The following is a 26,785-nucleotide window of genomic DNA, read 5'->3' on the forward strand; positions in this document are numbered from 1 at the left end:
TTTTTTTTGGAAACGTAGTAATATAAAAAAAGCGTAAAAGAACCTAGGAAAAAGTAAACATAACAATCGATTGAAGACTAGGATGGATACAAATGAAAAGAGCAAGAATTATTTATAATCCGACATCAGGGCGTGAGCTTTTCAAGAAGCACTTGCCGCTAGTACTGCAGAAGCTGGAAGAAGCGGGGTACGAAACATCCGCTCATGCAACCACGTCAGAGGGCGATGCCACGCGAGCGGCGAAGATAGCTGTTGAGCGCCGCTATGATATTGTGATCGCAGCGGGTGGAGACGGGACATTGAACGAAGTTGTCAATGGTCTTGCGGAACAGGAGTATCGGCCGAAGCTCGGGGTCATTCCGATGGGAACAACGAATGATTTTGCACGCGCTTTGCAGATTCCTCGGGATGATATTCAGCGCGCTGTTGATGTCATTATTCATGGCGATACGATCCCGGTGGATATCGGCCGGATGAATGACCGCTATTTTGTCAATATCGCGGGGGGCGGCCGCTTAACCGAGCTTACATATGAAGTGCCGAGCAAATTAAAGACCATGCTTGGCCAAATGGCCTATTACTTAAAGGGAATCGAGATGCTGCCGTCGATTAAAGCCTCACAGGTGTCTATCGAATATGACGGCAAGCTGTTTGAAGGCGAGGTTATGCTGTTTTTAATTGCGCTGACTAATTCAGTGGGCGGTTTTGAAAAGCTGGCCCCGGATTCCTCTGTGAATGACGGATTGTTCTCAGTGTTAATTCTAAAGAAAACAAGCCTGCCGGAATTTATCCGTATTGCCAGTCTTGCTTTGCGCGGAGAACATCTTCAGGATGATCATGTCATCTACACGAAGGCGAACCGCGTGAAAATCACCTCTCCTGAAAAGGTGTTAATAAATCTCGATGGAGAACTGGGCGGTTCATCACCGGCCGATTTCGAAAATTTGTATCGTCACATCGAGGTATTTGCCCCTGTCGATCAATTGCGTCCACAAGATAGAATTTATTAAGAGCTATGAAAAGGGGCTGCCTCATAAGCCCCTAAAATAAGAACGCGGAGAGAAAAACAACTCGTTTTTCTCTCCGCGTTCTTTCGTTATTTATTTTAAAAAGAGAATATCTCAACGATAAAAATTGATTAATAATTAACAATTATTTATTGATAAACAATAAATATTTTATTATAATTGAAGAAAAGGAGGAAGGTATAGGCATGCAAAAAAATAAAATTACTTTTTTAAAACTAACTATTTTTATTATCGGATTCACGGTACTTTCACTATGTGTATTTTTATTACCCAACTTGGCGAGAGATGCAGCGGTGGAATATCCTGAGTATTCTTATTTGAAAATCCCTGTTCTTTTGGGATTATATTTAACAGCCATACCATTTTTTCTGGCTTTATACCAAGCGTTAAAAATTTTAAATTATATAAAAGGAGAGAATGCCTTCTCTGATTTGTCTGTAATTTCTTTAGGATATATAAAGAATTGTGCATTAGTCATTTTAGTTTTATATATAATAGGGGTAATTTCTCTAGCTGTGTTAAACGCTTTACACCCTGGAATTGCCATTATGGGGATTGTGATTATGTTTGCAGCTCTTGTTATTGCTGTATTTGCTGCCATTCTTCAAGAACTTTTAAGAAATGCAATTCAATTAAAATCGGAAAATGATTTAACGGTTTGAGGTGGTAAAATGGCAATCATTATAAACATTGATGTAATGCTAGCTAAAAGAAAAATGAGTGTAACCGAACTTACAGAGAAAGTAGGTATCACCATGTCTAATCTTTCTATATTGAAAAATGGAAAAGCAAAAGCCATTAGGTTTTCAACTTTAGAGGCGATATGCAAGGCCTTGGAGTGTCAACCTGGCGATATTCTTGAATATAGAAGTGAAGATTAAACGTTAAAAAGGAGAATAGGGCTGTCTAAAAAGCTCTATTCCGGCTAATATATATCCAAAATTAAAGCCCAAGAATGTTGATTTAACAGCATTCTTGGGCTTTAATGTCTTCACTTTTTCGGACGAGCCATCACTTTCTGGACATCGCCATTTTTCATGTGAATTTTGTTGCGAAATATAATTTGAAATTTTAGTGATTTCCCCTGCGATTTATATTGAGATTTCAAGTTGTGCACCCAAAAAATAAACTCGTTAGAGAGCCATTCAGCCGTCTTTTCTTTACAACCAGCGCGTACCTTATGCTACAATTAAGGAATAATATTTACCTAGGTAACTAAAGAGGGAGGAAAAAAATGAAATCACATCTGCTATTTCACGCAGTGAATCAGCTTTCCAGACAGCTGGCCAAGCAATTGAATTTCACTTTGCAGCCGCATGGGCTTTATAGTGCACAATGGTCCGTTCTCTATGTATTGAAAGAGAAAGGAAGTTTAACACAGAAAGAGCTTTGTGATTATTTGGCAGTGGAAGCCCCGCCGATGACCCGGACCGTTCAGCGGCTTGTCAAGCAAGGCTATGTCCGTCAAGTGCCGGGGAAGGACCGGAGAGTGAAGATTATTGAGCTGACTGAAAAAGCAGCATCTGAATATCCGGTTTGGGAAAAGAAAGTAGCAGCGGCCAATGAACAATTGGTGGAGAATTTTCCTAAGGAGGATCAGGAGCAGTTGCAGCAGCTGATCTCCAAATGGCTGAAGGCTTTAGGGAAGGAAGAAAGCAAATGAGGAAATCAGCTTTATGGACAAAGGATTTTATCAGCGTATCGTTTAGTAATTTTTTTCTATTTATTGTTTTTTATATTTTATTGGTGACCATGCCTGTTTACGCGCTTGAGGAAATGGGCAGCACGGCGGCTGAAGCCGGGTTAGTCACCACCTTTTTTTTACTATCGGCGATTATTATCCGCCCGTTTGCCGGGCAGTGGATTGAGCATTTCGGAAAGAAAAAAGTGCTCATTAGCTCTCAAATCATTTTTTTCATCGCTTCCTTGCTATACTTTCTGCCTGATTCATTTGAAATGATGCTGGCTTTAAGATTTTTCCATGGCCTTGGATTTGGATTGGCCACAACGGCTGCAGGTGCGATGGTGGCGGATATTATCCCGGATTCTCGCCGCGGAGAGGGGATGGGCTATTATGTCATGTCCATGAACCTCGCAATGGTGATCGGCCCGTTTCTTGGATTAACACTCATGCAGCAATGGGACAGCCAGACGATGTTTGCGGTGACTGTGGCTGTTACTTGCCTGGCGCTGATCTCGGGAATCATCATTCGGACATCGGAGCATAAGGAAGCCGCAAGTGCAGCGGCTATACTGAAAATAAAGCTGCGGCCAAGGGACTTATTTGAGTTTTCAGCAATTCCAGTAGCGCTAGTCGGCTGTTTTTTCTCGGTGGCTTACGCTTCCTTGCTTTCTTTCGTCTCCGTATATGCCAATGAGCTTCACCTTCCGGAAGCGGCCAGCTATTTCTTTGTTGTATACGCCGCAGTATTGCTGCTTTCCCGCCCGTTTACTGGAAGATGGTTTGATCAGTATGGAGCGGCTGTCATTATCTATCCCGCTATTGTTATATTTGCTTTGGGCATGCTGCTCTTAAGTCAAACGTCAACGGCGCTCGTCTTTTTAACGGCTGCCGGGCTGATCGGTCTGGGGTGGGGGACTTTATTCCCGAGCTTTCAGACGATTGCTATTCAAAAAGCGCCTCCGGCCAAAAAGGCGCTGGCAACGGCCACATTCTTGTCGTTATTTGATGTGGGGATTGGAGCCGGGTCGTTTATAGTGGGGCTTGCGGGAACGATGATGAGCTTAGGCCAGCTATATTTATATTCCTCTTTTTATATTTTGCTGGGAATGATGGTTTATTATTTATTCGTTCAGCCGAAGCGGACGTCAGGGAAGGCTGTTGATAAAAGCATGTGAATCGTCTATACTGATAAAAATATAATTGAGAATTTTTATCAATAGAGAGGGGGCGGCCGCTATACGAACAGCACTATCTTATTTAAAGCGCTACCGGCCGTTCATGATTTTGGCTTGGCTTTTAATGCTTGTCGAGCTAGCGGTGGAACTGACACATCCGCTGTTTATGGCGAAAATCATTGATGAGGGGATCGTCAAGCAGGATATCTCCGCTATTTACAAATGGGGAGGAATCATGCTTGCCACTTCCTTGCTCGCTTTTGCCTCGGGGATTATAAACTCCTTCGCCGCCGCTCACGTCGGCCAAAACTACGGGTTTGATTTACGGGAGAAGATGATGGAGAAAGTGCAGTCTTTTTCCTTTGCCAGCTATCACCGATATGCAGCTTCCTCCTTGATCACTCGTATGACCAATGATGTCACGCAATTGCAAAATGCGGTGTTTATGAGTTTGCGCATCATGCTGCGCGCGCCGCTTGTGATCGTATTTGGAACGGTAATGGCGCTGCTCGTCCATGTGAAGCTGACATTGATATTAGTGATGGTTATTCCAATCATGGTGGTATTTCTTCTGCGGATGATAAAGAGAAGCGCGGCGCTGTTTAGATCTGTGCAGAAGCGGCTGGATCGGGTGAATCATGTGATTCAAGAGAATCTTTTTGGCATGCGCATTATTAAAGCATTTCTGCGCTGGAAGCATGAAGGCGCTCGTTTTCAAGCAGCAAATTCTCAGCTGATGCAGCAATCCATTCGCGTGTTAAGAACCGTGGAGACGACGGCTCCTGTACTGCTATTTGTTATGAACAGCAGCTTAATTGTGATTCTTTGGCTGGGCTTTGCTGAATTTCAAGCGGGTACGGCAACAGCGGGAGAATTGGTGGCAGTTATGAATTATGCAACTAGAATTATTACCTCTTTATCGATTTTCACTTTTATTATGATGGCGTTCTCGCGGGGGAAGGCTTCTGCTGAGCGCATTGGCGAACTACTAGAAGAACCGGAAGAGCAGTCCGATCAACGCTTAAAAGGAACTCCTTTTAAGCCGGCCGCAGGAAAGATTGAATTCGATCGCGTGTCGTTTTCATTTCCGGGCAGTCAAGAATTGGTGTTGAAGGATATTTCTTTCACGGTACAGCCAGGGGAGACGGCGGCGATTATGGGCGCGACCGGAGCGGGAAAGTCGACGCTGTTTTACTTGATACCGCGCTTATTTGAAGCTGATAGGGGAACGATTCGGATCGATGGTCAAGATATTAGCCAAGTGCAGTCAGCAAGCTTACGGGAGTGTATTGGCTTTGTGCCGCAAGAGGCGCATCTGTTCACAGGAACGGTTCGCGATAACATTGCCTGGGGCAAGAAAGAAGCTTCATTGGATGAAATAAAGGAAGCGGCCCGCCGCGCGCAAATACTGGAAACGATTGAAGAACTGCCAGATGGCTTTGATACGCTAATTGGCCAAAAGGGAGTGAATCTGTCTGGTGGCCAGAAGCAGCGATTATCTATTGCCAGAGCTGTCATCCGCAACCCGTTCATTTTGCTGCTCGATGACAGCACGAGCGCACTCGATTTGAAAACAGAGGCAAATTTAATGGCAGCACTTAAAGAAGAAGCCTGCACAACACTCATGATTACTCAAAAGATTAGCACCGCTTTACAGGCGGATAAGATCATTCTGTTGGAAGAGGGAAGGATCTCATCAGCAGGCACGCATGAGCAGCTAATCGAGCACAGTCCTTTATACCGGAAAATCTTCGCTTCTCAATATGGAAAGGAGGAGGCCGCGTATGCCGAGACCCATCGTTAAGGGAGGGCCGAAACCGCAGATTAAAGATTTATTTCAAACATTGAAGCGACTGGCTGGCTATCTTGCCCGGCGAAAAGGCTTGCTTGTTCTTGTCGTAATCATGGTAGCGGCAAGCTCGGCATTGGGACTGCTCGGCCCCTTTCTTGTCGGAATGGCCATTGACCACTATATTATGATCGGCGACCAGCAAGGTCTTCTGTTTCTGCTTATTCTGCTGGGGGCAGTATATATATGTCATTCACTGAGCAGTTTTTTGCAAAGCTACTGGATGGCGGGCATTGCCCAAAAAACGGTGTATGAAATGAGGACAGAGCTGTTTGAGCATCTCCATCAGCTGCCGCTGGCATTTTTTGATAAGCGCCAGCATGGGGAACTGATGAGCCGAATGACGAATGACATTGAAAACGTAAGCAGCACGCTGAACAGTTCCGTGATTCAAATTGTCTCCAGTCTGCTGACACTGACGGGAGCTGTGGCGGTTATGCTGTGGCTTAGTCCGATATTGACATTGATTACCTTGCTGATCGTTCCTCTCATGTATATGGGGATGAAGTGGATTACCAAGAGAACGCGCAAGCAATTTAAAGAACAGCAGCAGCATTTAGGGGAACTGAATGGGTATATTGAAGAAGCGGTCTCCAGCAAGCACATTGTGAAAATATTTTCTCAGGAAGAGCAGATTGCCGCTCAATTCGCCAATCGAAATGAAAAGCTGAAGCGGGCGGGTTTTTGGGCACAAGCGTACTCGGGATTTATCCCTAAATTAATGAATGTGCTGAACAACCTCAGCTTTGCTATGATTGCTGCTGCGGGTGGCTGGCTGGCGCTGAAGGGAACCATTACAGTGGGAGTCATTGTCGTATTTGCGGAATATTCCCGGCAGTTTACCCGGCCTTTACATGACTTAGCCAATCAATTTAATACCTTGCTGTCGGCGATTGCAGGAGCTGAGCGGGTGTTTGAGATTCTGGATACCGAAGCGGAGGAAACGGAAGAGACTCTGATGGAGAAGGATATTCCCATTCAAGGGAACATCGAATTTCGGGATGTCACCTTTTCCTATGATCAAGGCAAAGAAACAATTCGCAGCGTAAGCTTTCAAACGGGACCCGGTCAGACGCTGGCTTTAGTTGGTCCAACGGGATCCGGAAAAACAACGATGATTCATTTGCTTGCGCGTTTTTATGATCCGGACAGCGGCGCCATCTTTATTGATGGCCGTGATATTGCCGATATCCCTCGGGGAAGCCTGCGAAAGGCGATGGGCTTTGTGCTTCAGGAAACGTTTTTATTTGAGGGCAGTGTAAGAGAAAATATCCGCTTCGGGCGGCTTGGAGCTGCCGATGAAGAGGTGGAGGAAGCGGCTAAGAAAGCGAATGCTCATGATTTTATTATGAAATTGCCCGAGGGGTATGAAACAAAGCTTCGGTCAGAAGGAATGGGCATCAGCCAAGGGCAAAAGCAATTGCTTGCGATTGCCCGTGCGATTTTGGCGGATCCGGCGATCTTAATTCTGGATGAGGCGACGAGCAATATTGATACCATTACAGAGGTGCATATTCAAGAGGCTCTTGCTCGTCTGATGAAAGGCCGCACCAGCATCGTCATTGCCCACCGGCTAAATACGATTAAGCAAGCGAACCAAATTCTTGTTCTTCATAAAGGTGAAATTATGGAGCGCGGCACCCACCAGCAGCTCATGCAAAAAAGCGGCTACTATTCACAGCTGGCAAATGTCGGGAGTTAATTCCTGCTAGTCAGTCAACAAGATGGCTAAAAGCTGCGGAAGAGAAAGAAGAGTGGAGAAGGGCTGCAAATGACAAAGAAAATGCCGAAAGCTCGAGGGTCAACTTAAAAAGCAGCGGGAATCGCCCCGCTGCTTGATTTATTCTGGTTTTACTAGGATTTTGACTTGGTTCTTCTCTTTAAGGAGGGCATCAAAGCCTTCTGTAACGATATCATCTAGCTTGATTCGTTTTGTGACAAGCTTTTCGGCTGAAAAGTATCCTTGATTCATTAATTCCATCACGGCAGGGAAGATATCGCGGTAGGCGATAATGCCTTTGACTGTTTTTTCTTTTAGAACAAGATTATTTGGCTGAACGGATGCTTCTTTTTCCCAGATGCTGACGATGACTGTTTCGCCTTCAAAGTTGGTACAGTCAATGGCTTGCTGCAGAACGGCTGGTACGCCGGTTACTTCATAGGCTACATCTACCCCGCCGTTTGTCAGCTCATGCAATTTCTCAACCGGATTGACTTCTGCAGGGTTGATAGCTATGGCTCCTAGCTCTTCTGCTTTTGCGATTCTTTCAGGAGAAAGCTCAACCGCATAGATTTCAGCGGCACCTGCTGCTCTTAAGGCTTCGATCACTAATAAGCCAATCGGGCCGACGCCGAAAACAGCGGCTTTATCTCCCGCTTTTAGCTTGCTTTGCCGAACTGCGTGAAGCGCCACGGCTGCTGGCTCTACCAATGCCCCTTGCTCAAAGGATAATCCTTCCGGCATTTTATGCACCATATGTTCATCCACCATAGTGTATTCGGAGAATCCGCCGCCTCCGCCAGATAAGCCGTGGAAGCCTAAGGAATCACAAAGATTATATTTCCCTTTTCTGCAAGGAGCGCATTCTCCGCAGGACAGAATCGGTTCAACGACAACGCGGTCACCGACGGCCACTTTGTTGACGCCTTCCCCAATTTCAGTGACGGTGCCTGAAAACTCATGGCCCATCGTGATTGGGGCGATATCTTGGCTGACGGGATGAGGCTTGTCTACCGGAACGAAAATCGGTCCAGCCGCGTATTCATGCAAATCGCTTCCGCAAATGCCTGTCCATTCTACTTTAATCTTCACTTTGCCTGATTGAATTTGAGGTTCTTCTACGTTTTCAACACGAATATCCTTTGCCTTGTACCAACGTGCACTTTTCATAAAGAAACCCTCCAAATAAGTAATTTATCCTACGCTATGATTCTAGCACTTTTTTTAAAGCTGGTATAGTTTGAAACTCTTGCTGAAAATAAGGTGTGTGCTGTCTGGACACAGGGCGTGTTATAATGGCATGATGTGAAAGATAATACGCTGTGAACGGGAGGGCTGATTTATGTGGAAGGAAATAGTGAAGGCACACAGTCCATACAATTTTGATCAGGTGCTGGAGCGTCTGGCCATCGATCCGCTTCATGCCATTGATCTAGTAAATCGAATGCTTTGGCTGCCTATTTACCAGACGAATGAAACGATCTCGATAAAAGCGGTGGGCACAACCCGCCATCCGCTGTTTGAAATAAGCGGAAAATCCTTAAAAACGAAGCGGACCTGTTTAAAGGAAGCGGCCCGGATTTTGCGGTGGGAGGCACCGATAGCGGCCGTTCATGAGCATTTTCAATCAACGGATTTACAGGAGCTGTTTAATGCGCGTCTTGGAACGCCGATCGTATTGGATTTTTCCCTCTATGCCAGCTTGGTTAAATGCATTATTCACCAGCAGCTAAATACGAAATTTGCCCATAAACTGACGGAGCGATTTGTTCACGCTTATGGAACGAAGCAGGACGGCGTGTGGCATTATCCCCGCCCGGAAACAGCGGCACAAATTCCTGTTGAAGAGCTGCGCCAGCTTCAGTTTAGCCAAAGAAAAGCAGAATACTTGGTGGGGCTATCGGAGATGATTGCCAATAACAAGCTGGACTTGCATGAGCTCGAATTTATGAGTAATGAAGAGGTCGTTGGCACACTTGTCAAAATTAGAGGAATCGGCCCATGGACGGCGCAAAACTTCTTGCTGTTCGGTCTCGGCCGAGATAATCTATTTCCAATCGCAGATATCGGCTTGCAAAAAGCAGTTCAGCAGCTTTACAAGCTAAAGAACAAACCAAGCTTAGAGGAAATGAATCAATACATCCAAGCTTGGAAACCATATTTAAGCTACGCTTCCTTGTACTTATGGAGAAGCGTCGAATAAAGAAAAGGGAGATTAGAATCGTGGCAAAAATTCCAGCCCCTGTGCAAAAAAATGAAATTATTGATGTTGAATTCGAAGATCTGACCCATGACGGACAAGCCGTTGCTAAAATTGAGGGCTATCCATTATTTGTGGCAGGTGCACTGCCCGGAGAAAGGGGACGTATTCAAGCAACGAAGCTCAATAAGGGCTATGGCTTTGGCCGTTTGATCGAATTGCAGAAGACAAGTCCATTCAGACAAAATCCCGAATGTCCGATCTATTCGCAATGCGGCGGCTGCCAGCTTCAGCATTTATCCTACGAAGGGCAGCTAGAAGCAAAGGGAAAACAAGTGCGCGATGTGATGGAGAGAATCGGCAAGCTGAAAGACGTGACCATCCATCCGGTACTTGGCGCTAACAATCCATGGCGCTACCGCAACAAAGCGCAAGTGCCGGTCGGCGAAGAAAACGGCGGCCTAGTCGCAGGATTCTATCAGAAGCGGAGCCACTCCATTATCAATATGGAGCAGTGCCTGATCCAGCAAGAAAAAAGCGATGAAGTTATTCGAAAAGTGAAAGCAATCTGCCAGCGCTATGGTGTGAAAGCTTATGATGAAAGCAAGCATAAAGGCACGCTTCGACATATTATGGCGCGTTGCGGCAAAGCCACCGGAGAAGTGATGGTCGTATTCGTTACGCGCACAGAGGATTTCCCTCATAAAAAGGAAGTCATTAAAGAAATCACTGAACAAATTGATGGGATCACGTCGATCATTCAAAATATCAACCCGAAAAAAACAAACGTCATCCTTGGCGACACAACAAAGGTTCTCTGGGGCAACGAAGTCATTTACGATTACATCGGCCATATTCAATTCGCCATCTCCGCACGCTCCTTTTACCAAGTGAACCCGGAACAAACAAAAGTGCTCTATGACAAAGCGCTGGAATACGCCGGCTTGACCGGAGAAGAAAACGTCATTGACGCTTACTGCGGCATTGGCACAATCTCCTTATTTCTGGCCCAAAAAGCGAAGAAGGTATACGGGGTAGAAATTGTCCCGGAAGCCATCGAAGACGCTAAAAGAAACGCCCGGCTTAACGGTATCACCAACGTCGAATTCTCTGTTGGAAAAGCCGAAATGGTCATTCCGCATTGGTACAAGCAAGGCATGACAGCCGACGTTCTCGTCGTCGATCCCCCAAGAAAAGGCTGCGACGAAGCCTTGCTGCAAACCATTATGGAGATGAAACCGAAGAGAGTCGTTTACGTCTCCTGCAATCCTTCCACACTGGCGAGAGATCTGCGGGTGCTGGAGGACGGCGGATATAAAACCCTGGAGATTCAGCCTGTGGATATGTTTCCGATGACAACGCATGTGGAGTGTGTAGCGTTGATGACAAGGATGGAGAAGTAGTTCTACTGAAAAAACTGATAAATCAAGGGTTTCCTGACATTGCATTTTACGTTCGTCTATTTTACGAAGATGCTGATGCCGGGAACCTTTTATTTTTATTGTTCAAGGAAACATATCAACTACTTTAAAGGTTATGACAACCCTTGTATTGATTCCTTTCACGGTATTCTTAAACGTGAGCCTTTTATGAAACGAATTACAAAATGAGAGATGAAGCGAAAAAATCATTGTTCGAATACATCGAGTTTTTCTGCAACTCCAAAAGGGTCCATTCAACCATAATTTACTTTTCAACGAATGAACTCGAGGGAATGTGTGGAATTCTACGGATTGATTTTACCTTTATAAACAGCAGCAAGTATGCTTTATCGAGTATTGTTTGCGGCGGACAGTTCGGTGATATTTGCTGGGGTTACCAGTCTATTGTTTTGCGATGCGTCAGCCGTTTGGAGGAAAAGGGCTCTGAATGCACTGCCCCTACAATAAATGAGGAGACATTGCAGACCTCAGTGGTCAAGGCTATTAACGAACTTTTGACTAACAAAGAATCCTTCATCCAGGCGCTACAGAAAAAATAGCTACTGTATTTAATGAAGAAAATGATAATGCCACTGATGACCTTGATAGCAAATTGGAAGAATTGCAACAACAGCTTCTAACCAAGCAAAGTCCAACAATGACTATGAAGAAGTGGCTAATGAAATTTACCGCCTTCGGGAGCTGAAGAGAAATTCACTTATAGAGAATGCAGAGTGTGAAGGAAAAAGACAGCAAATCGCTGAAATGGCTGATTTCTTGAATGAACAATCTTGCGAGGAATATGATGAGCAGTTAGCAAGGAAGGCTTATTGAAAAAACTATGGTATTTGATGATAAGCTGACCGTTGGGTTTAAATCAGGTTTTGAAATTGATATAGAAATAGAGTAGCTGTTAAAAAACAAGCTACTCTATTTTTAATAATAAACCCTTATAAATTCCTTATAATTACCTTCTATACTTTAAATATCGATTAAATACAAGATGAAATTAGGAGGTAATTAGGTTGTCAGATTACATTTTAGAAGTAAAGGGCTTAACTAAAAAGTTCAAGAATCAAATCGCTGTAAATAATGTTTCTTTATCTATTAGGAAGAATTCGGTCTATGGTTTACTTGGACCAAACGGTGCAGGAAAATCAACTATATTAAAAATGATTACAGGGATTATGAAACCATCCTCTGGAGAAATATTATTTGAAAATCATCTGTGGACAAGGAAAGATTTAAACGATATAGGCGCATTAATAGAAAATCCTGCAATATACCCGAATTTAACAGCAAGGGAAAACTTAAATGTTGCCTGTACCCTTCATGGGCTTCCTAAGTCAAGGGCGGAAGAAGTTCTAAATATTGTAGACCTTGAGAAATCAGGTAAAAAGAAAGTAAAGAATTTCTCTATGGGGATGAAACAGAGATTAGGGCTTGCAATTGCAATTATCCATAATCCAAAGCTACTTATTCTTGATGAACCTACGAACGGTCTAGACCCAATCGGTATTGAAGAATTAAGAGAGTTAATTAAAACATTTCCCTCTAAAGGGATTACAGTAATTCTATCCAGTCATATTCTATCAGAAGTAGCACAAGTAGCTGATGAAATAGGCATTATTTCAGATGGAATCATCGGCTACAACGGTAAAATAAATCATGAAGATAATCTTGAAAAACTATTCATGGAAATCGTGGAAAGAAATAGAGGGATAAACCAATGATGGACATATTGAAAGCAGAATTTCAAAAGAGTAAAAGAACAACTACAAATAAATTTGTTTTAATAACACCATTATTTACCCTTTTATTATGTGCTTTATGGGGTGGAGGGCAAAATGGAGCATATAACTGGTGGTATATTATGTTTCTTCCAGGAATGATCGCTATTATTTCTGCTCAAGTAATTACAAGAGAGAAAAGCCTTTCCTATAAAGGCGTACTTTTATATCCTAAGGATAAAGGTTCTATATGGTTGGGAAAAATATTATACAGTAGCATTTTACTTATATTTTCCAGCTTAATATTTATGGCAGGGATTGAAGTCATTGGTTTTCTCTTTGGTAATACTATTCCTTTAAAGGCAAATATGTTTGCAACGGTTGTATTGATACTCACAATGTTATTTACTATTCCGATTAGTTTGTTTTTAACTGTCCAATTAAATATGTTTGTTGCTGTTCTTTTTAATATAGGCATGACGATCATGGGTGTAGTTAGTTTCGATACAAATTCCATTTTAAAATTTTCACCTTATGGAACATCCTCTGCCTTAATGGCACCGATTCTTCACATTTTGCCAAATGGTCTTCCAGTACCGGAAAATAGTCCATTATTAAATGGTGATATGATCGTAAAGGATACAGTGATCAATATCATTGTTTTTATTATACTGGCCGTTCTGACTACTGTTTGGTTTAAGAAAAAAGAGGTGAATTAAATGCTGCAATTAATAAAGTTAATAAAAGCTGATATACTGAAATTAAAATCTACTCAAATGATATGGATGCACCTATACATTCCACTATTAGGGTTGATTATATTTTTAGGTTATTATTCTTTTTCACCGTGGAGCGATTTTAACAAGATATCCGCCTATTTACAAATTTTATGTATCGTTTTCCCTATATTAATTGGAATAATTACTTCAATGGTGGCGGATCAAGAATATACAGCAGGAGGATTTCAAAACATTTTAACTAGTTCAGAACCAAAGTGTTTAACTTTTACTAGTAAACTAATATTATTTTTATTATTGGGGACCCTAAGTACTATATTAGCAGTTATAGGCTTTTATATAGGTTATTCTTTTGTAGGTAATAATATTTACTCTATTTTTATAAATCTAGTTATTGTCGGAATTTTAATAGGGAGCAATGTGTTTCAATATATTCTACATTTCTTCTTAAGTTTTAGATTTTCAAAGGGAGTTTCAATTGGAGTAGGAATTGCAGAATCTTTTGCATCCGCCTTATTTTTAACAGGCATGGGGGATGGCAGATGGCCATTCGTCCCAAGCTCTTGGAGTATTAGATTTGTTGAATCTTTATTAGTGAAATATCAAAATGGCAGCAGTGTATTTATAGATCCGGATTTGCATTTAGGGGTCATCATATCAATTGTTGTAACTGTTTTATCCATTGTAATTATGTTAGTGTGGTTTACAAGATGGGAAGGGAATAAGCTAGAAGAATAGGAGGTTGCTATGGCAAATATTTTAGTTGTAGATGATGATAAAGCCATTCTCGATTTGATTGGGAATATCCTCAGTAAAAGCGGACATTTTGTTAAGAAAATAGAGAATCCAGAAAGGGTATTATCTGAAGATTTCGATTACTACAATCTAATAATTCTAGATATAATGATGCCAAGCATTGATGGGTTTCAATTATGCTCTCAAATAAGGGCGCAAGTTGATGCTCCTATTTTATTTCTTACTGCAAAAACAGAGGAAGCAGATATTATAAAGGGGTTAGGATTAGGGGCAGATGATTATTTAACAAAACCTTTTGGCGTTCAAGAACTTCGTGCAAGAGTAGATGCTCATATCAGAAGAGATCAAAGAGAAAAGATGCACTCTGTTAATATAGGCAATGTTCGATTTTCAATATCCAGTAAAGAGTGTTTCGTATTGGACAATAAGATTCCTCTTACTAAGAGTGAATATGAAATAAGTGAGTATTTAGCCCTTCATCATGGTCAAGTCTTTTCAAAGGAACAAATATTTGAATCTGTATTTGGGTTTGAAAAGGAAAGCAACTTAAGCGCAATCGTTGAGCATATAAAAAACATTCGAGCGAAATTCATACAATTTGGGGAAGAACCAATTAAAACAGTTTGGGGAATAGGGTACAAATGGGATTGAAAAAAAGTAAAAAGCTTCGCACAATTTTTATTGAATATGTCGTATCTCTTGGGGCTTTAATTATCACCTTATTGTTAGCTAATTATTCCCTATTTACTTCATCCGCAATGGTATATCCGGCAAATTACTCTGAAAAAGTAATTCAAAGGAATTATGAGGAACTAAAGAATTCACCTAAGGTAACAATGGAGTTATTAACACCAATGAGCAGTTTTGGTGTTTATTCAAAAGATGGACACTACTTATATGGGAATTTCTCTTCTGAGAATAAAAAAATAATTTGGGATACCTATAGTAATGGGGGGAATTCAATAGGTTTATCAAATTATATTGTTAGTATAGTAAGAGAAAAGGATATATTGATTATTAACTATCCATTAACTATGCAATTTAGAAGTGAAAGATTGAGGGAAGTTTTGCCTAATGCAGAATTGGCTATGGTTTTTTTATTTATTCTTCAACTTATTATAGTATTTTTCTTGTGGTCTAATAGATTTGCTAAAAGGGTTAAAATTGAATTAGAAGCGCTTCTGGTAACAACGGAAAAAATAAAAGAACAGAACTTAGATTTTAACGTAGGCAATAGTAATATAGAAGAGATAGGTATGGTCCTTAAAGGGATTGATAAGATGAAAAATTCTTTAAAGATTGCGATAGAGGAACAATGGTTATTAGAGAAGCAAAAGAGGGAACAGGTTTCAGCTTTGGCTCATGATATAAAAACTCCTCTTACCATAGTCAAAGGCAATGCCGAATTACTTAAGGAAACAGAATTAACGAAGGAACAAAAAAACTACTGCAATTATATAAAGGAAAGCAGTGAACAAATGGATGAATACATTCAAAAATTATTGACCTTTACAAAAAATGAAATTGATAAAGAACATCCGAATGATAATATCAAGGTTATAAAAGTGCTAAATTCCTTGGAAAGGCAAAGCGGGGCTTTAAGTAAAACGAAAAAAATTAACACAGCCTGGAAAGTGGATATTGAAGAAAATCTCTATATAAAAGGGGATGAAAATGAATTCGAACGTGCAATAATGAATATTATTAAAAATGCATTTGACTTTTCTCCAAAAGGCTCAACTATTGCCATATATAGTGTTGCGGACAATTATGAACTAACTATTCAAGTAATAGATCAGGGCAATGGCTTTTCTAAAAAGACGTTGAAGTATGGAAAAGAACAATTTTTTATGGAAAATGAAAGTAGAACAAAAACTGGACATCATGGGTTAGGTTTATATATTGCAAACACCATTATTACAAAATGTAATGGAGAACTTACATTATCGAATGATGAGAATGGCGGTGGGGCAGTTACAGTTAAGGTTCCGATATTCCAAAAGGATGATTAATCAAAATTAATCATCCTTTTGAAATATCGGGAAAATATCTGAAGCCAGCCCGTCTGTACTTATATAAAGAAAGCTCCAGGACTGCTTAATGCGGCAGTGCGACCATTTCTTTCCCACCAGTTGTCAGTCCGTAAGATGAGGAAGGAGAGAGTTTGAGCAGGCACCAATCCAGCTATCTTGTTGTTGGAATTCTGTGTAAACCGCAAACAACGGTGAAGAGACTTAAAAAATAATCCTTTAAGGTTTATAAAAAATCCAACCCATCCTTAAAGAATCTTCCTAGGCCTCTAAGTAACCAAAAAATTAATCTGAAAGGCAAGAAAATTATTTCTGGTATCCAAAATAGTACATCCAAAACAAAATCTAAAAATGTATATTCATCATGGTTCTTCTTACTTTTTCTCGTTTTGCTTTTCTTTTTGTTCCACCATTTATTCATATGCTCAACCCCTTGTTGAATAATAGCTATGGACTTCTTATAACTTTTCTTAATTGATTTTACGTTTGAGGATTTATTTAGTTTCATACTGCGCCAAGAAAATAGACAACGATTTTTGGTGGCGCTTTCGCTCGGTGGCCTGCATAAAAAGTTTTAATAAAGTGCGATTTAACCTTTTTTAAGGAGAACTCTTCGTTCATCTGCCTTAGAGGAAAGTAATAGGACGGACTTAATTTCTGGTTGCCGGTTATACTTCTTTACCCAATCATATAAAGTATTTTCATTCACGCCTACTTTTCCAGCCACTTAGGCTACAGGCTTATCGCTTCCAATTGAAGTTCTTCTTCGAATCGTCTGCCTTTTGCCATAGGGCATACCTCGTGGTCGTTAATCTGTTTATGATTAGCACCAGGCAGCTAAGGCAGGTTTAGTTGGCTAGTAAAAGCAACGATTGGCCAGAAAGCCCTCCTTCAAATGGAAGGAAACGGGGATTATTTTGGAATTGTCATGTGCACCTTGTCGATATATAGAAAACAAAAAGAGGTTGGTCGCTGAAACAGCAGATAATGAAATATTTTTGTTGGTAAGGATGCTTTGTCAGCAGTCTCCTTTAAAGAACGTAATGTTTCATCGGCGGTGTTCACTTATTGATTCAAGGAGGAAGCTTTACGGTTATAATGAAAAAGTAGTCAAATAAGGATGATGAGGAGGTTTCAGTATGAAAATGGAAGACGGGAAGCTGCTACCTGAACAGTGTGAAGAAATACTCGGAATATTGAAAGCCCGTTTTGAGCAAAACATGAATCGTCACAAAGGGCTTGAATGGGCTAAAGTACAAGCAAAGCTGGAATCAAATGCTGAAAAACTATGGTCGCTAAATGAGATGGAAAGAACCGGCGGTGAACCGGATGTGATTGAGTATGACAAAGAGGCGGATGTATACATTTTTTGTGATTGTTCAGCGGAAAGTCCTAAAGGCCGAAGAAGTGTTTGTTACGACCGGGACGCGCTGGAGTCAAGGAAGAAACACAAGCCGCAAAACAGCGCAATGGACATGGCTGCTGACATGGGGATTGAGATTTTAACAGAAGAACAATACCGCAAGCTGCAGAAGCTTGGACATTTCGATACTAAAACATCGAGCTGGGTGCAGACACCTGAGAATATTAGAAAACTTGGGGGAGCTCTCTTTTGTGATCGCCGCTATGACACGGTTTTTGTGTACCACAATGGAGCGGAATCGTATTATGCTGCTAGGGGCTTCCGCGGCTTGCTGCGGGTCTGAATGTTGGTGCTACATTTTTTCTGCAAACGCTGGTGGTTAATACCATGCGGAGGGTGAGTTTTGCCATGGGAGGTATAGAGGCACTCCATCCTTTTTTTACTTGTTTGTTAAAATAAAGTGCAGTTTCTCCATCAATGCTTTGGGCGGTATTTGAGGCATAAGAATTGGGAAATTTATTGGAAGCCAGTTTGCAGGAAAGAGCGCTTAAACAAGCGGTTCTCCAGACCGAGAGATATCTGGCTTCTTCTCAATCAAAAAAAATGGGGTAAGAGGCTGACAGCCCGTGAATGTTTGGACAGGCGCTTCTATGCCTTGTGAAGCTGTCATGTTTTTTTAATGTTTACGGGCTGCGCTTCAGATTAATCCGTTCCCAAAAACAACAGTTGGATCGGCTCTGTTATACAAAACATCTGGTACAATCAAGGGAAATTTATGGAAGTTCTAGTAAGGAACTATTGTGAAAATTAGATAGACGGCTGTTTTCCGCATAATTAGAGCCGTTTATTTACTTAGTCAGCCAATTTATCTTTTGACTTCATAATGCAATTCAATAAATTGATTAAATCTTTTCGTTCCTTTCAAAGAAAGGTCTAATTGGTAATTTCCTTCCTTAAATAAGGGGATTCCGCTGCCTATTATGGAAGGCGCAATGGTTATAATGAATTCATCCACTAAATCCTCTTGAATAAAAGAATTTAACAATTCACCCCCACCGACTACCCAGATGTTATGACCGACTTTGTTTTTTAGTTTATTTACAAAATTAGTAATGTCATCATTAACAAACTTCACATTCTCAGTATCCTTATAAGAAGATCTTGTAAACACATAGCATTCTTTATTTTTATACGGGAACTCTTCAGTTTCTTGTCTCATTAACCAATCGTAAGTTTTTTTCCCCATTAAAACGGTATCAACCGTATCATAAAACTCCGAAAATCCATTATCACCTTCCCCTTCTACATCAAATAACCACTGCAGAGACTCATCTTTTGTAGCAATGTATCCATCTAAACTTGATGCAATGAATAATACGGCATTTCGATTTTGATTCATAACCATTCTCCTTTCTTTCACCTTAAAATAAGTATATAGTTGAAATACGACATCCTTTGTCATATTAATATAATTCTGTTTTTTACCAAGGGGATGGATTTATGAGAGCAGATAGATTAATGAATATTATGATCTTGTTACAGAACAGAGGAAAAATGACGGCAAAAGAATTAGCTAACGAACTAGAGGTTTCGGATAGAACCATCCTTAGAGATATGGATGCATTAACTAATGCTGGGATCCCAATTGTTTCTGAAAGAGGTAAAGAGGGAGGGTGGCGTCTATTAGATCATTTTCGGAGTAAATTAAGCGGATTAAATATAGATGACATGAAATCTTTATTTCTTTTCCCCTCTGGAGAAATACTTGAAGATTTAGGATTAAATAAGCAGCCGCTTGACACGAGGCAAAAGTTACTTGCAGCAATCCCAGATATTTATCGGGACGAAGCACAAGCAATGTGGGAAAGAATTCATATAGATTCGGGTACTTGGAGGCAATCCAAAGAAAAAGCGTTTGCTCTGAATACCGTGCAACAAGCAGTTTGGGATAGCAAAAAGCTGAAAATTGTCTATGAACAGGCTGATGGGGAGCAAAAAGAAAGGTTAATTGAACCATTAGGATTGGTCGCGAAAGGAAATAAGTGGTACCTGGTGGCTGCCAGAAATGGAGAACTGCGCAATTATAGGGTATCACGCATACACAATGCAAAAGTTGAAAATGAAACTTTTAGAAGGCCGCTTAACTTTAATTTGGCGGCATACTGGGAACAATCAAAAGTGGAGTTTGTGCAAAATTTACCGAAATATGAAGTGCAAGCAGAAATACATCCAGAAATTATAAAAAGAATTAATTTTACAGCTAAGTTTGTTGAAGTTATAAAAACAGAAAGTCCAAATGGAGACAAATGGATACCAACAACTCTAGAATTTAATGATAAGCAAGAGGCTATAGAGTTTATATTGGGATTCGCAAACAAAATAAAGGTCGTTTCCCCTAAAGATCTTCGGGATAAAGTCATATCGTCCGCCATGTCTGTTATTGATTTTTATAATAATGAATGAGGGGTTTTCATTGAAATGATATATTGCTATTAGCAATCGGGCGCTTTCCGGAGCAATGCTAAAAGTGACAGCCAAAAAAGGGATTTTCAACATCCAAGATTGGATAGATCGGCAGAAGAAAAGAAACTCATATGGCCGATGAACAAAGGCGTGTTTGTTTAACCTTCAAGAGTGGTATCTATAATAGAAGATATATTTTAATCTGTAAATAATAGTGCTATACTATACTTAGGATATATGAATGCAGAAAAGGTGTGTGACAGGGTCGCGCCTTGGCTTGCTGTGATGCCTATTGAGGAGCGCCTATATCCTTTCTGCAAATTTCAGGGGATAAGGATGGACAAAATGAGCAACAGACAAACTGCAACAGACGTTATCTTAATTGGTGCTGGAATCATGAGTGCGACTTTGGGATCACTGCTGAAAGAGTTGGCACCAGACTGGAAGATTAAAGTATTTGAGAAGCTCGACAAAGCCGGACAGGAAAGCTCCAACGAATGGAATAATGCGGGAACGGGGCATTCTGCGCTGTGTGAGCTTAACTATACCGTCGAAAAACCAGACGGATCTATAGATATTCGCAAAGCCATAAGAACGAACGAACAGTTTCAGGTTTCGAGACAGTTTTGGTCTCATCTTGTTAACAATCATTTAATACGCAATCCGCAGGAGTTTATCATGCCGCTGCCTCATATGAGCTTAGTGCAGGGCGAAGAAAATGTAGCTTTTTTAAAAAAACGATTTGAAGCGCTTTCAAACCTTCCTCTGTTTGAAGGAATGGAGTTTTCTGATGATCCAGAAAAACTGAAGGAATGGATTCCGCTTATCATGAAAGACCGCGCATCAACCGAACCGGTAGCTGCCACAAAAATTGACTCTGGAACGGATGTCAATTTTGGCGCATTAACGCGCATGCTGTTTGACCATCTTAAGAAACAGGACGTCGAACTTCATTATAAGCACAGTGTCGAAGATCTTAAACGCACTGGCGATGGCGCTTGGGAAGTGAAAGTTCATGATCTCCATAACGGTCAAATCGAATACCATAAGGCGAAATTTGTCTTTATCGGCGGCGGCGGCGGAAGCCTGCCTTTACTGCAAAAATCCGGTATCCCTGAAGGAAAGCATATTGGAGGATTTCCGGTAAGCGGGCTGTTTATGGTATGCAACAATCCGGATGTTATTGAGCAGCATCATGCTAAAGTGTACGGCAAAGCGAAGGTCGGTGCACCGCCAATGTCTGTTCCGCATCTTGACACAAGATTCATCGACAATAAAAAATCGCTTCTGTTTGGACCGTTTGCCGGCTTCTCGCCTAAATTCTTAAAGACCGGCTCCATGTTTGATCTGATAGGTTCGGTAAAGCCGAATAATCTGGTGACGATGCTGGCAGCAGGCGCTAAAAACATGAAATTAACAAAATATTTGATCCAGCAAGTGATGTTATCGAAAGAAAAGCGCATGGAAGCCTTGCGGGAATTTATTCCGAATGCTAAAAGCGAGGATTGGGATTTAGTCGTAGCAGGCCAGCGCGTGCAAGTGATTAAAGATACGGAAGCTGGCGGTAAAGGAACACTCCAGTTCGGTACGGAAGTTGTAAGCGCCGCCGATGGCACGATAGCCGCTTTGCTTGGGGCTTCTCCGGGTGCTTCTACGGCCGTTCAAGTAATGCTTGAACTGCTGAGCAAATGCTTCCCTGACCGCATGAGCGAATGGGAACCGAAAATTAAAGAAATGATTCCATCGTATGGCGTGTCACTGATGGAAAATCCAGAGCTACTGCGAGAAATCCAAGCTTCAACCGCACAGGCGCTCGGTCTAAATGAAAACAGACCGCTGCAGACGACCGGGGGGAACGCCAAATAACGGAGCCATAGTTTGCGCAGGATCTAACGGTTTTACTGTCCTCGAGTAAAGGCTTCCGCTTCGAATGTGGCGATACGCCGGCACTAGTGAAAGCGGGAGATGAATGGAGCTTAGCCATAAGAACTATTGGAACGGGAGGGACAGCTCGGTCCGATTCCGTTGACTGCTTAAAAGCAACGATCAGTCCGATAAGCCCCTGCTTCAAACAGCGTAAGATTTAAGGCGGCGGGCATTCCATAGATTAGAAGAATAGCAGCGTCATAGAGCAATTCTATTGAATAAGGAGCTTCTCACTCTCTGTGAGGAGTTTCTTTTTGTTTAGGAAGGCAGTAAATGGCGAAGAATGGTTAAGAAAAACCACTTTCAAATAGGGCGTCTTTCTTGTTTATCTTGAATAGGCGGGAATCCCCCTGCCAACAAAGAGTAGGGAGGGGGATTGGGATCAATCACGTATGGAAGTCGGAAGATATCTAACACAAATCACAATTATTTGCATGAGATTTCCATCGGAATGGGAGGTTGGCAATTGTCTAAACCGATGCGCTCTCGTTGGACTTAGTGAAAATCTACATCAATTTTCTTTTTCGTTGTTTGTGCTTGCTTCGGCATAGTGATTTCCAGCACCCCGTTTTTATAGGATGCCTTTACTCCTTCTTCATTTACTGGAGCAGGAAGAGAGATGGTTCGGTGAAAGCGGCCTGAGTATCTTTCTCTTCTGTGCATGTGCTCGTCTTGGGTTTCATGGGTGCGGTTGATGGAGCCGCTCACTGTCAGCCGATTGTTTTCAATGTCAATATGCACGTCTTCTTTTTTTTCTATTCCTGGAATGTCGCAACTGGCGATGATCGCATGATCTGTTTCATGCACATCTACGCGAATGTTTCCTAACTGGCGGGCCTCACCTTCTAAATCCCAAGGGAACGCGGAAAACAGTCTGTCAATATCTTTTCTGATGATGGATAACTGCCGAAATGGATCATTAGGAATTAACGCCATTCTTTATCCTCCTCCTCCTGTTATTTGTACCATATTATTGTTTCGCATTTAGCCAATCATTATGCTGAGAATCCTTTCATAAGAGCAGGTTTCTTTCTAAATGAAACTCCCTTAACGAAATTTTCGGATGCGAAAGTTGCCTTCAAGCAGCACCCAATTTTGCGGAAATGGATATCCCAGTACCCAGTAGCTGATTCCGCGTAAGCCATAGTCTTTGACCAGATCAAATTTAGCTTGGGCGCTGCGGGCATCTTCAAACCAGACTTCATGCTGGCGGCCTTTTTCGTCCCAATAGCGAAAAAAAGGAGATTGCGCCGTTTGATCGTACTGGATCACGGCCTTATACTTTACGGCGCGGCGGATCGCTTCTTGCATATCAAAGGTTTCTGCTTCCTGGCCTTGGACATGCGGAAGGAGCCAATCACGGGCGTATACTTGGAAGCCCATAAAGATTTTATTCTTTGGGATCACGGTGACCGCATAATCAAGAACGCGCTTTATTTGATTAAGCGGAGAGATCGCTTGCGGAGGTCCGAAGCGATAGCCCCATTCGTAGGTCATTAATACGACAAAGTCTACGATTCTGCCATGAGCGGCGTAGTCGTGGGCTTCATATAAAAGTCCTTTCTGTTCGGAGCTGATCTTCGGCGCTACGGCGGTGGAAACGGAATACCCTTTGGGACGCAAGCGGTTCACCGCACGCTGCAAAAACTGATTATACAGCTCGCGATCAGCTGGATAAACGTTTTCAAAGTCGACATTAAGTCCTTTATACCCTTTGGTTCGCATGGTGTTTTCAATATTGGTGAGTAACCGGTTTTGCACGGTCGTATTTGAAAGAATGGTATGAGCTAAACGGGAACCGGGGTCTTCGCTTGTAAAATTAGTGATGCACATTAACGGCATCACTCTCGCTGCTTGTGCAGCTTGGAGGATAGGAGCATCATCAATAGGCTCTAATCCGCCGTCTGCTTTCATAATGTAGCCAAAGGGGGACACGTAAGTTAAATATCTGCCAACTTCACGGACTTCTTTGCCCCCTTGTTCTCCTTTATTGATTGTATAGGCATTGACATCAATCATCGGTCTAGGAAAAGGAATGACTAGCATCGTTCCTTGAGAAACCGCTTGAGGATTTTGAATTTGATTCGCTTGCATCAGCTCCCGGACTGTCACGCCAAAGCGCTGGGCAATTTGCTGCAGGCTTTCGCCGCGCTGCACAGTGTACCTTCGGGGCGGAATGAGCAATGTATTTCCCGGCTGGAGAGGAGCTGCACTGCTAATCGCATTTACTTGAGCAATCGCTGCGGCCGTCACACCGTATCTACGGGCAATTTGCCATAAGGATTCCCCAGCTCGAACGGTATGCCGGCGGATCATGCTTGGAATAATAAGCGCCTGGCCAATGACGAGCTGATTCGGATTGGGAAGTCCATTGGCAGCAATCATCTGAGCAACTGTTATCCCATAACGCCTAGAGATACTCCATAATGATTCTCCTCTTTTCACTACATGAATAATCATGTCTGTCCTCCTCTATTTTCAATATATCCTATATGTATGCCGCTGAGCGGGAAGATAGAAAGGGATCAGCAGGATGACATCTTATTCTTTAAGCCGGTCAGAGGGAAGATGCAGTTTTAACGGGTTAGAGGCCAAGAATGTGTATCCCGCATTAGGGATAGAGCGGAGAACAAACAGTCTAAGCGGGAGGCGGTAGCCCTTACATGCTTGATTTATTCGGCAAAGGCGCTGCGATGTTACTTTTCATCAGCAGAGAGGATAGTAAGCCCCTGCTGTTAGCGGGTTCAATTTGCGGAAACTTTTCCTTTTTCAAATTCGTATATAAGGTAAGTAGTAATCCAGCTTTAGGAAAGTGGTGGTGTATATGAAATTATGGCTGTCCGCGCTATTCATTGGTATCGTGGTTTACTACAGCTATCAGCTGATTCGGGTACTATTTAAAATGAAACAAAGCATTGTGTTCCCTGCGACAGAAAGAGAATGGAAATCTGTGAGAAAGTTCCCATTACAAGCTGTTTATTCCCCTGAATTTTCAAAGCAAAAAAGCGGCATTCTCTTATACTCTTTTATCCTTTTGTCTGTGCTTGCCATGCTTCTTTTAGGTGTATATATAGAGGGGTTCGATTGGACTTTCATTCTGCCTGTTTTTCTGCCGATTGCATATTCTAATTCATTATTAAATCTATTTGCGGTTGTCAAAGGGGGGATATTAAGCGGAAACCGTTTTATTCCTTGGCATAAAATCAAGTCATTTCAGTTCATTCCGATTACGATGAATCACAGGTTTTACGGTTTTGGAAAAGAAGTGAATGACGGTTGGGAATTGGAAATGAAAACGAAATTTTTTTCGGCAAGCTGCATCATCACTTCGCGGGAAACGAAGGAAAAGCTAGCGGCAATATTGAGGGAACAGGCGGTGATAGAGCTGGAAGAAGAGTCGCCTGAAGATGGGGTGAACAGCTAGGGTTTAGTGATATTATGAACTCGCAAGCGTTATGGGGGGATTAAGATACGATCACTAGCTTATTCGATTGCGGAATTAGTACGGCTCAAAAATCAAAGCTTTGTAACGGTTATTCGCTATAAATGGGATGGCAAGCAAAAGTCGTTGGTTTTGGAGTCAGATCAACAAGTAAAGAAATGTATAAATTGAGTCCTGTTATTCACGGGAAGGCCTCGACATTGCAAACAGATTAAAGAAACGATACCGGAGAGAAAATGGTTTTATGGAGAATGGACAAAGAGGCTTAGAAAGCCAGTGTATCGAATGAAGATATTTCGTCTCGATTATCGAAATTAGACGGACTTGCTTCTTCACAGTGGGATAAAGTGCTTCAGACTATGAGAGAGGTTAAAAAAGCAGGGTATCAAGAGGCTATTATCTCAAGCCTTATACAGGACATTCAAGAAAAGCTTGAACAACAGCTTTGATTAAATAAAGGAATTAAGAAGCAGAAGGCCAAAGCGGCGCTTCTGCTTTTTAATATTCCTTTGATCGCGTTCTCCTCTTAAAGAGATTTTACAGATTTTCCGAACAAGAAAGCCCACACAGGTCGCAGACCGTCTTTAGACGTGGGATGATAGTGAGGTCAAATACGGAGTACCGCATTTAACCGTAAGGTTTTGCGGTACTTCAAGTATTGGAAAACTCCACTATATTTATTTATATATATTTGTTGTCGTTTATAGTGAAAACTGATAAAAATATAAGTATGGAAGATTATAGAAGAACTACTACAACCGTATCATTCATTAACTATCATTTGGTGTTTTGTCCTCGATACAGAAGAAAAATATTTCTTGACAACAAGGTAGAAAAGAGATTCAAAGAAATGGTGCACGAAATATGCGAACCACTAAAAATACAAGTGATTGCTTTAGAATGTGACAAAGACCATGCACACACGTTTCTCAATGTACTACCTACACAAGCCCTGCAAACATCATGGCAAAAATCAAAGGAGTGACATCTAAACAGTTGCGAGAAGAATTTCCGCACCTGCGACACCTGCCAAGTTTGTGGACACGTTCTTTTTTTGTTTCTACTGCTGGAAACGTATCAAGTCAAACTATAAAGCGATATGTTGAACAACAAAAAACAAGGGGGTGAAATCATGTCACAAACAATCACTGTAAAAATCAAATTGCTACCTACTAAAGAACAGGATTTGACTTTGACCGAAATGAGTAAAACATACATTTCAACAATCAACGATCTTGTGTCTGAAATGGTAAAAGAAAAG

At 41.7% G+C, this 26,785-nt stretch carries 24 protein-coding genes and 4 pseudogenes; 23 read left to right on the top strand and 5 right to left on the bottom strand.

Annotated features, from left to right (window positions below):
* Positions 1-92: 92 nt before the first annotated feature.
* From CEF20_RS01740 to CEF20_RS01770, 7 genes are all read left to right on the top strand, one after another.
* On the top strand, positions 93-1,010 hold the full coding sequence (locus tag CEF20_RS01740) for a diacylglycerol kinase (RefSeq protein ID WP_100330215.1): 918 nt from the start codon (positions 93-95) through the stop codon (positions 1,008-1,010).
* Between the two features lie 203 nt (positions 1,011-1,213).
* Complete coding sequence (locus CEF20_RS01745; RefSeq protein ID WP_100330216.1) at positions 1,214-1,690, top strand: DUF2975 domain-containing protein; 477 nt, start codon at positions 1,214-1,216, stop codon at positions 1,688-1,690.
* 9 nt (positions 1,691-1,699) lie between these two features.
* Positions 1,700-1,909, top strand: a complete 210-nt coding sequence (locus tag CEF20_RS01750) for a helix-turn-helix domain-containing protein (RefSeq protein ID WP_100330217.1) — start codon at positions 1,700-1,702, stop codon at positions 1,907-1,909.
* Positions 1,910-2,262: 353 nt separating this feature from the next.
* Positions 2,263-2,691, top strand: coding sequence for a MarR family winged helix-turn-helix transcriptional regulator (locus CEF20_RS01755; RefSeq protein ID WP_100330218.1), 429 nt, complete (start codon positions 2,263-2,265; stop codon positions 2,689-2,691).
* Positions 2,688-3,887 carry an MFS transporter gene (locus CEF20_RS01760; protein WP_100331965.1) on the top strand — a complete coding sequence of 400 codons (1,200 nt, stop codon included), beginning with the start codon at positions 2,688-2,690 and terminating at the stop codon, positions 3,885-3,887. Before CEF20_RS01755 ends, CEF20_RS01760 begins: the two co-directional genes overlap by 4 nt.
* 103 nt (positions 3,888-3,990) lie before the next feature.
* Positions 3,991-5,691: an ABC transporter ATP-binding protein gene (locus CEF20_RS01765; protein WP_408607776.1), complete on the top strand. Its 1,701-nt coding sequence runs from the start codon at positions 3,991-3,993 to the stop codon at positions 5,689-5,691.
* Positions 5,672-7,438 carry an ABC transporter ATP-binding protein gene (locus CEF20_RS01770; protein WP_100330219.1) on the top strand — a complete coding sequence of 589 codons (1,767 nt, stop codon included), beginning with the start codon at positions 5,672-5,674 and terminating at the stop codon, positions 7,436-7,438. Before CEF20_RS01765 ends, CEF20_RS01770 begins: the two co-directional genes overlap by 20 nt.
* Positions 7,439-7,576: 138 nt before the next feature.
* On the opposite strand, the gene CEF20_RS01775 is transcribed toward CEF20_RS01770, so the two are convergent.
* Entirely contained in the window at positions 7,577-8,626 is a 1,050-nt protein-coding gene (locus CEF20_RS01775; RefSeq protein WP_100330220.1) for a 2,3-butanediol dehydrogenase, read from the bottom strand.
* A gap of 172 nt (positions 8,627-8,798) precedes the next feature.
* On the opposite strand from CEF20_RS01775, the gene CEF20_RS01780 reads away from it, so the two are divergent.
* From CEF20_RS01780 to CEF20_RS01815, 9 genes and pseudogenes are all read left to right on the top strand, one after another.
* Positions 8,799-9,659: a DNA-3-methyladenine glycosylase family protein gene (locus tag CEF20_RS01780; protein WP_100330221.1), complete on the top strand. Its 861-nt coding sequence runs from the start codon at positions 8,799-8,801 to the stop codon at positions 9,657-9,659.
* Positions 9,660-9,679: 20 nt separating this feature from the next.
* Entirely contained in the window at positions 9,680-11,059 is a 1,380-nt protein-coding gene (gene rlmD, locus CEF20_RS01785; protein WP_100330222.1) for a 23S rRNA (uracil(1939)-C(5))-methyltransferase RlmD, read from the top strand.
* 194 nt (positions 11,060-11,253) lie between these two features.
* Positions 11,254-11,637, top strand: a pseudogene (locus tag CEF20_RS17435) (hypothetical protein); the annotation flags it as partial.
* Positions 11,638-11,749: 112 nt separating this feature from the next.
* The gene (locus CEF20_RS16940; RefSeq protein ID WP_232713330.1) at positions 11,750-11,911 is read left to right on the top strand and encodes a hypothetical protein; all 162 of its coding nucleotides are present in this window, start codon (positions 11,750-11,752) and stop codon (positions 11,909-11,911) included.
* A 191-nt stretch (positions 11,912-12,102) separates the two neighbouring features.
* Positions 12,103-12,810: a lantibiotic protection ABC transporter ATP-binding protein gene (locus tag CEF20_RS01795; RefSeq protein WP_100330223.1), complete on the top strand. Its 708-nt coding sequence runs from the start codon at positions 12,103-12,105 to the stop codon at positions 12,808-12,810.
* Complete coding sequence (locus CEF20_RS01800; protein WP_100330224.1) at positions 12,807-13,526, top strand: lantibiotic immunity ABC transporter MutE/EpiE family permease subunit; 720 nt, start codon at positions 12,807-12,809, stop codon at positions 13,524-13,526. The genes CEF20_RS01795 and CEF20_RS01800 overlap by 4 nt, the downstream gene beginning before the upstream one ends.
* Positions 13,527-14,282, top strand: coding sequence for a lantibiotic immunity ABC transporter MutG family permease subunit (locus CEF20_RS01805; protein ID WP_100330225.1), 756 nt, complete (start codon positions 13,527-13,529; stop codon positions 14,280-14,282).
* Between the two features lie 9 nt (positions 14,283-14,291).
* Positions 14,292-14,951, top strand: coding sequence for a response regulator transcription factor (locus CEF20_RS01810; RefSeq protein WP_100330226.1), 660 nt, complete (start codon positions 14,292-14,294; stop codon positions 14,949-14,951).
* Positions 14,948-16,312 carry a sensor histidine kinase gene (locus CEF20_RS01815; protein WP_456297908.1) on the top strand — a complete coding sequence of 455 codons (1,365 nt, stop codon included), beginning with the start codon at positions 14,948-14,950 and terminating at the stop codon, positions 16,310-16,312. Before CEF20_RS01810 ends, CEF20_RS01815 begins: the two co-directional genes overlap by 4 nt.
* Positions 16,313-16,556: 244 nt before the next feature.
* On the opposite strand, the gene CEF20_RS01820 is transcribed toward CEF20_RS01815, so the two are convergent.
* The gene (locus CEF20_RS01820; RefSeq protein ID WP_332849188.1) at positions 16,557-16,838 is read right to left on the bottom strand and encodes a hypothetical protein; all 282 of its coding nucleotides are present in this window, start codon (positions 16,836-16,838) and stop codon (positions 16,557-16,559) included.
* A 631-nt stretch (positions 16,839-17,469) separates the two neighbouring features.
* Here CEF20_RS01820 and CEF20_RS01825 point away from each other — a divergent pair.
* Entirely contained in the window at positions 17,470-18,036 is a 567-nt protein-coding gene (locus CEF20_RS01825) for a DUF4256 domain-containing protein (protein WP_100330229.1), read from the top strand.
* Between the two features lie 522 nt (positions 18,037-18,558).
* On the opposite strand, the gene CEF20_RS01830 is transcribed toward CEF20_RS01825, so the two are convergent.
* Entirely contained in the window at positions 18,559-19,092 is a 534-nt protein-coding gene (locus CEF20_RS01830; protein WP_100330230.1) for a dihydrofolate reductase family protein, read from the bottom strand.
* Between the two features lie 101 nt (positions 19,093-19,193).
* Here CEF20_RS01830 and CEF20_RS01835 point away from each other — a divergent pair, with 101 nt between their 5' ends.
* Positions 19,194-20,156, top strand: coding sequence for a helix-turn-helix transcriptional regulator (locus tag CEF20_RS01835; protein ID WP_100330231.1), 963 nt, complete (start codon positions 19,194-19,196; stop codon positions 20,154-20,156).
* Positions 20,157-20,501: 345 nt separating this feature from the next.
* The gene (locus tag CEF20_RS01840) at positions 20,502-22,022 is read left to right on the top strand and encodes a malate:quinone oxidoreductase (protein ID WP_100331967.1); all 1,521 of its coding nucleotides are present in this window, start codon (positions 20,502-20,504) and stop codon (positions 22,020-22,022) included.
* 555 nt (positions 22,023-22,577) lie between these two features.
* Here CEF20_RS01840 and CEF20_RS01845 read toward each other — a convergent pair.
* Positions 22,578-23,018, bottom strand: coding sequence for an Hsp20/alpha crystallin family protein (locus tag CEF20_RS01845; RefSeq protein WP_100330232.1), 441 nt, complete (start codon positions 23,016-23,018; stop codon positions 22,578-22,580).
* Positions 23,019-23,129: 111 nt separating this feature from the next.
* The gene (locus tag CEF20_RS01850; protein WP_100330233.1) at positions 23,130-24,542 is read right to left on the bottom strand and encodes a glycoside hydrolase family 18 protein; all 1,413 of its coding nucleotides are present in this window, start codon (positions 24,540-24,542) and stop codon (positions 23,130-23,132) included.
* 364 nt (positions 24,543-24,906) lie between these two features.
* On the opposite strand from CEF20_RS01850, the gene CEF20_RS01855 reads away from it, so the two are divergent.
* From CEF20_RS01855 to CEF20_RS01865, 4 genes and pseudogenes are all read left to right on the top strand, one after another.
* Entirely contained in the window at positions 24,907-25,506 is a 600-nt protein-coding gene (locus tag CEF20_RS01855) for a hypothetical protein (protein ID WP_100330234.1), read from the top strand.
* A pseudogene (locus tag CEF20_RS17440) lies at positions 25,497-25,695 on the top strand (hypothetical protein); the annotation flags it as partial. The gene CEF20_RS01855 and the pseudogene CEF20_RS17440, both read left to right, overlap by 10 nt.
* A gap of 559 nt (positions 25,696-26,254) precedes the next feature.
* Positions 26,255-26,652, top strand: a pseudogene (tnpA, locus tag CEF20_RS01860) (IS200/IS605 family transposase).
* 4 nt (positions 26,653-26,656) lie between these two features.
* Positions 26,657-26,785, top strand: a pseudogene (locus tag CEF20_RS01865) (RNA-guided endonuclease TnpB family protein); the annotation flags it as partial.

Origin of the sequence: Bacillus xiapuensis (assembly GCF_002797355.1) — a bacterium.
GTDB classification, from domain to species: domain Bacteria; phylum Bacillota; class Bacilli; order Bacillales; family Domibacillaceae; genus Bacillus_CE; species Bacillus_CE xiapuensis.